This window comes from Streptomyces lushanensis (assembly GCF_001700515.1).
GTDB lineage: Bacteria > Actinomycetota > Actinomycetes > Streptomycetales > Streptomycetaceae > Streptomyces > Streptomyces lushanensis.
In genome coordinates this window covers 1-4,235 of sequence record NZ_MAUD01000558.1, presented here as the reverse complement: position 1 = coordinate 4,235, position 4,235 = coordinate 1, and the positions used below count along the sequence as shown (strand labels likewise).

Annotated in this window: 4 protein-coding genes; 1 reads left to right on the top strand and 3 read right to left on the bottom strand. The window is 71.6% G+C overall.

The features are described 5' to 3' along the window. Positions 1–38: 38 nt before the first annotated feature. Complete coding sequence (locus BFF77_RS31185; RefSeq protein WP_066956777.1) at positions 39–1,118, top strand: chitinase; 1,080 nt, start codon at positions 39–41, stop codon at positions 1,116–1,118. Between the two features lie 96 nt (positions 1,119–1,214). Here the strand turns inward: BFF77_RS31185 and BFF77_RS31180 are convergent, their stop codons facing one another. The 3 genes from BFF77_RS31180 to BFF77_RS31170 form a co-directional block, all read right to left on the bottom strand. Continuing rightward, positions 1,215–2,747, bottom strand: a complete 1,533-nt coding sequence (locus BFF77_RS31180; RefSeq protein WP_066956774.1) for a serine/threonine-protein kinase — start codon at positions 2,745–2,747, stop codon at positions 1,215–1,217. Next, a complete protein-coding gene (locus BFF77_RS31175) occupies positions 2,744–3,337 on the bottom strand; it encodes a hypothetical protein (RefSeq protein ID WP_066956771.1) in 594 nt (197 codons plus the stop codon). Before BFF77_RS31175 ends, BFF77_RS31180 begins: the two co-directional genes overlap by 4 nt. Positions 3,338–3,447: 110 nt before the next feature. Next, on the bottom strand, positions 3,448–4,235 hold a 788-nt coding region (locus BFF77_RS31170), incomplete at its 5' end, for a restriction endonuclease subunit S domain-containing protein (RefSeq protein WP_483855224.1).

Genomic DNA, 4,235 nt, shown 5'->3' with positions numbered 1-4,235 from the left:
CCACGCTCCCGGCCGGCCGGGGCGGAAGGGAGCACCGCATGATCGCTCGGACGGTACGACTTCTGGGGGCCGGGCTCGCCTTGGCCTTCGTTCTGCAAGGGGTGATCGCCGCGGCGCCAGGCGCGCCGCGTGCGGTGGGCGCGACGGAGGCGGCGCAGGATGTCACCTGCGCGGTCAAGTCCAAGCCCACCGGCAAGGTGCTCCAGGGGTACTGGGAGAACTGGGACGGCGCCGCCAACGGTGTGCATCCGCCGCTCGGCTGGATCCCGGTCACCGACAGCCGTATCCGTGAACACGGCTACAACGTGATCAACGCGGCGTTCCCGGTCATCCGCTCGGACGGCACCGTCCTCTGGGAGGACGGGATGGACGCGACGGTGAAGGTCGCGACACCGGCCGAGATGTGCGCGGCCAAGGCCTCGGGACTCACGACCCTGCTGTCGATCGGCGGCGCCACGGCCGGTATCGACCTCAGTTCGAGCACGGTCGCCGACCGGTTCGTCGCGACGGTGGTGCCGATCCTGAAGAAGTACAACTTCGACGGGATCGACATCGACATCGAGACCGGTCTGGTCGGCAGCGGCAACATCAACACGCTCTCCGCCTCGCAGGCCAATCTCATCCGCATCATCGACGGTGTGCTCGCCCAGATGCCCTCGAACTTCGGCCTGACGATGGCGCCCGAGACGGCGTATGTCACCGGAGGCAGCGTGGCGTACGGCTCGATCTGGGGCGCGTATCTGCCGATCGTGAAGAAGTACGCGGACAACGGCCGGCTCTGGTGGCTGAACATGCAGTACTACAACGGCAGCATGTACGGCTGCTCGGGCGACTCGTACTCCGCCGGTACGGTCGCGGGATTCACCGCGCAGACGGACTGCCTCAACAGGGGTCTGGTCATCCAGGGCACCACGATCAGGGTCCCGTACGACAAGCAGGTTCCGGGACTGCCGGCGCAGACGGGCGCGGGTGGCGGCTACATGGCGCCGAACCTGGTCTCGCAGGCGTGGACCAGGTACAACGGTGCCCTGAAGGGCCTGATGACCTGGTCGGTCAACTGGGACGGATCGAAGGGCTGGACGTTCGGGAACAACGTCAAGGCGCTTCAGGGCCGCTGAACAGGCGCCCGGGGCCCGGGTGTGCGACACCCGGGCCCCGGGCGGTGCCCCTGGCCCGTGAAACGCCCAAGCCCTGTGCGACGCCCGAGCCCCGCGCTACGCCCCGAACCGCTGCTGGCGCTCCAGCGTGCGGCGGAGTTCCGTCGGGAGCGCGTGATAGGCGCCGTAGGCGCGTTCGGTGTCCCAGAGAAGATTCTGCAACTGCTGCCGGGCCGCCGTGTGATCGCCCATCGCGAGCAGCAGATTGGCCACGCGGTGCCGGATGTCGAAGGCACGGCCCGGGTCGGTGACGGCGCCCGGCTGCCCGTTCTCGTAGTACGGAAGGACCGCGCGGTACTCGGCCAGCGCGGCGGACGCCTCGCCGAGCTGCTCCAGGCACTGCGCGGAGTCGTAGCGGAACTGGAGCGTCTGCGGATCGCCGGGGCCTGCCTCCGCCGTGCGGTCGTCGGCGAGTCTGCGCAGTTCGGGGAGCGCGCGGCGGTACTGGCCGTCGTCCATCAGCGTCGAGGCGTACTGCTTGCGCAGGATGCGGACGACCGGTGAGTGCTCGCCGTGCTCCTCGGCCGCCGCGGGAAGGATGTTGCCGAGGATGTCCACGGCCCGCGCGATGCTGCCCTCGCCGAGCAGCCGTTTGACCTCGTCGACCGCGGTGGCCACATCGGGCCGCCGCGCCGGGACCGGCGGCCGGCGCGGCGCGGGAACGGCCGGCGGTGTGCTGACGCGGTCGGGCCAGGGGGCGTACGGGCGCAGGAACGGGCGGGCCGGATCGAGCGGTCCCGCCGCCGGGCCGCCGCGCGGCGGCAGCAGCGGCATGAGCTGTTCGTACACCTCCTGCGCGCCGGAGGGGCGGTGCTGCGGATCCTTGGCGAGCAGCCGCAGCACCAGCGTCTCCAGCGCCTCGGGGATCTCGGCCCTGATCCTGCGCACCGGCAGCGGCGCCTCGTGGAGATGGCGGTGCAGCACACCGAGGGCCGTGGTGCCCGCGAAGGGGACGCCTCCGCTGAGGAGTTCATGGAGCAGCACACCGAGCGCGTACAGATCGGTGTACGGGCCGACCGCGCCGCCCATGGCCTGCTCGGGGGCCATGTAGGCGGGGCTGCCGATGGGCGATCCGGTATGGGTGAGCCGGGTGGTGTCGCTGTCGATGACGGAGGCGACGCCCAGGTCCAGGACCGTGACCGTGCCGTCCGGCCTGACCATCACATTGCGCGGCTTGAGGTCGCGGTGGACGATCGGCACGGCGTGCACGGCGGCCAGTACGGCACAGAGCTGGGCGGCGACCGAGACCGCCCACGGCCACGGGTAGGGATCGTGCTCCGCGAGATGGTCGGCGAGGTCGGCGCCCTCGACGTACTGCATGACGAGATAGAGGTCCTCGTCGTCGCTGCCCGCGTCGTGGACGGTGACCAGCCCGGGATGGTCCACCCGCGCGGTGACGCGGCACTCGCGCACGAAGCGGCGCCGCATCTCCTCGGCGGCCGTGGCGGCGGCCATCCGGTCGGGACGGAGCAGCTTCACCGCGACACGGCGGTCGAGCCGCTGGTCGTACGCCGTCCAGACCTGGCCCATACCGCCCTGGCCGATGAGCGTGGACAGCTCGTAACGACCGGCGATGACACGCCCGTTCACCGCTCGTTCCGGCCTTCCCGGCCCTCCCGGCCTTCCTGTCCCTTGCGCAGGATGTCGCTCAGCTCGTCGAGTTCGGCACGGACCTGGTCGATGCGCGGCGGAGTCTGCGGCTGAGGCTGAGGCCGGGGCGCGGACAACGGCGGCTGCGGCTGCGGCTGGACCGGCGCGGCGTACGGCGGCGGATAGCCGTAGCCGTACGGCTGCTGCGGTGGCGGCGGCAGGTACGGGAGCGCGGGTATTCGGCCGCTCTGGGAGTAGTGCCCGATGTCGAAGACCAGGAAGTAGGCCGTGATCGCGATCATCGACAGCACGAACAGGCCCAGCAGAGCGATGTCGGTGTTCGTCGGCTCCGACTCCGCGGTCGTCGCGAGGTAGAGGAAGAAGCCCAGTTCCGAGCCGAAGGCGACGCAGAACAGCAGCCAGTCGACCGCCCGGCGCCGCACGACCGCGATCCGCAGCATCGGGATCCAGCCGAGGAAGCCGAGGCTCAGCACCGTGAGAGACACGAGCAGCACCCGCAGCGAGATGACCACGGCGAGGTGCGGTCGCCGCGGCGGCGGGGGCGTCGGCGCGAAGCCGGGGCCGAACATGACTGCTCCTGGGTGCCTGGTGGACTGAGCTCGCACGGGAATGCGGATCCGAGCGTATACACCGACACGGACAACGGGTCACGGGTTGTGCCGAACCGTTGTCGAGCTGATCACATCGGAACGCTGCCGTCCGCCAGGCCGTCGTAGAGCCCCTGTACGAGCTGCTCCCCCAGCCTTCCCGCCAGCCTCAGCGCGTCCTCGAACTCGGCCAGCGCGCGGAAGCGTTCACCGTAGCGCCGCTGGTCGGCGAGGGGCAGCCGGGGAAGCTGGAGCCGGCGCACATCGAGCCGGGTCGCGGTGGAGGCATAGCTGCTGGCCCGGCGGGCGTTGGCGGTGCCCCGCAGAAAACCGGCCAGGAACCAGGGATCGAGAGCGGCCGGATCGGGCCGCAGGAGCTGGAGATTGCGGCCGAGGGCCGCGCCCGCCAGGGCGGCGTCCACGACCCGGGCCACCGCGCCGCCGCCGAGGACGGGCACGACCACATCGCCCTCCTGGATCCGTACGGGCTCCTCGGCCGCGCCTTCGGGAAGGACGCCGGAGGGCGCGCGGCCCGCGAGCACGTCGTACTCGGTGAGGACGGGTACGGGCGGTACCGGTTCGAGCGGCGCCGACGCGGGCGGCACCGGCGCGGGCGGTACCGGCGCGGGCGGTACGGAAGCGGCCTCGGTGGTGGTGCCCGAGCCGCCCGCGTACAGCACGAGGGCGCCGGCGCGGGCGAGTTCACCGACGGTGGTGCCGGGCCGGTGGGTAGGCACCGAACCGGCCGGCCCGGCGTCCGCCGTAAACGGGGCGCCGGACGGGGTCAGTTCGGCCGTCCGGCGCAGGGTGTCGGTCAACCGCTCCCGTACGTGGACCAGTTCGGCCGTACCGCCGGCGGCGGCCGAACTGGTCCACGTAC

What these genes read in the sequence shown, in the direction of transcription:
- BFF77_RS31185 (WP_066956777.1), top strand. Translation starts at nt 39, where the DNA reads ATGATCGCTCGGACGGTACGACTTCTGGGGGCCGGGCTCGCCTTGGCC.
- BFF77_RS31175 (WP_066956771.1), bottom strand. Translation starts at nt 3,337, where the DNA reads ATGTTCGGCCCCGGCTTCGCGCCGACGCCCCCGCCGCCGCGGCGACCG.